The sequence below is a fragment of the Aliiglaciecola sp. NS0011-25 genome, from assembly GCF_040370605.1.
GTDB lineage: Bacteria > Pseudomonadota > Gammaproteobacteria > Enterobacterales > Alteromonadaceae > Aliiglaciecola > Aliiglaciecola lipolytica_A.
The window spans coordinates 1-509 of the sequence record NZ_BAABWR010000066.1 but is presented as its reverse complement, the minus strand read 5'-3'; the positions used below and the strand labels follow the sequence as shown (position 1 = coordinate 509).

Annotated in this window: 1 protein-coding gene; it reads left to right on the top strand. The window is 46.0% G+C overall.

Annotated features, from left to right (window positions below):
- Positions 1–509: GTP-binding protein (locus ABWV72_RS21200; protein WP_353372977.1), on the top strand; the 509-nt coding region annotated here is incomplete at both ends.

The window sequence follows — 509 nt, the reverse complement described above, 5'->3', positions numbered from 1 at the left end:
GTTGAGTATGACACGCCTAAGCGTCACTATGCACACGTAGATTGCCCAGGACACGCGGATTATGTTAAGAACATGATCACTGGTGCTGCGCAAATGGACGGCGGAATCTTGGTTGTTGCGGCAACTGACGGTCCTATGCCTCAAACACGTGAGCACATCTTGTTGGGTCGCCAAGTTGGTATCCCTTACATGATCGTATTCATGAACAAATGTGACATGGTTGACGACGAAGAGTTGTTGGAACTAGTAGAAATGGAAGTACGTGAACTTCTAACAGAATACGAATTCCCAGGTGACGACTTACCAGTAATTCAAGGTTCAGCGCTTAAAGCGTTGGAAGGTGATGCAGCATGGGAAGCAAAAATCATAGAGCTTGCAGAAGCACTAGATAGCTATATCCCAGAGCCAGAGCGTGCAATTGATAAGCCGTTCATTTTGCCAATTGAAGATGTATTCTCAATCTCAGGTCGTGGAACAGTAGTAACCGGTCGTGTAGAGCAAGGTATCAT